The 849-nt window shown below is 63.0% G+C and carries 1 protein-coding gene; it reads right to left on the bottom strand.

Going from position 1 to position 849, the window contains the following annotated elements:
* Positions 1-442: 442 nt before the first annotated feature.
* Positions 443-847, bottom strand: a complete 405-nt coding sequence (locus BRAS3843_RS17620; RefSeq protein ID WP_008970327.1) for a DUF4399 domain-containing protein — start codon at positions 845-847, stop codon at positions 443-445.
* Between the last annotated feature and the right edge of the window lie 2 nt (positions 848-849).

Genomic DNA, 849 nt, shown 5'->3' on the forward strand with positions numbered 1-849 from the left:
GTCCGTGACGACCGCGAACCGCCCCTCTTGTGAGCACGAGACGCGGCAGAGAATCGCGGTGATTTGCCCGACATGGCAAGGGCGAGCGCGTGCGACAGATTGGCACGACGGGCAAGGAGCGTTGAAGTGACTGCCGACTTCGGAGCCGAGCAGCGAATACAGGGCCTCCCCGCGCGCGACCTTTGCTCGTCAGCGATCTGTTGGCGCGCCGCCCGCCACGCGCCGGGGGTCACGCTCTCGCAGCCGGGTGATCGTGGGACATCGTTGCTCTTTCCCCGTCTCCGCGGAATGCGTGCAGCGGAACGTGGGGATGCTTGGCGGTCGCCGATTGATGATTTCTGCTGAGCTTTGGATGAATCCTGCGCGGGCGCGCGACGCGGCTGTCTCGTGTTGTGGCATGGGATTGGTCGCATACGGACGGACCGCATTACGGCGGGGCGATCTATCTCACGGTGACCGTGATCTTGTCCGAGACGAGCGGCGGTTTGAAGGGATAGTGCTTGGCGTCGCCCAACACCAGCTGCAGCGTATGCCTGCCGGGTGGAAGCTCGAGACGCGCCTCGGTCTGGCCGGCGCCGAAATGCAGATGGTTCTTGTCCTGCGGAATCGGCTCATTGGGTTCGAGCGGCTCGCTGACATCGATCAGCAGGTGATGGTGACCGCTGTTCTGGAAGTCATCGCCCGCGTGGGTGACTCCCATGTTCCGCAAACCGAAACGGCACCAGAAGGCACCCTTGATGATTGCACCGTTCTGCGGCCAGATGAAATAGAGCAGCGCGTCTTTCGACGCCGGCTTTCCTTGTGCATGTGCCGTGCACGAGAGCGAAATCAGCGCAGCAGCGAGCACAA

Source organism: Bradyrhizobium sp. STM 3843, from assembly GCF_000239815.1.
GTDB lineage: Bacteria > Pseudomonadota > Alphaproteobacteria > Rhizobiales > Xanthobacteraceae > Bradyrhizobium.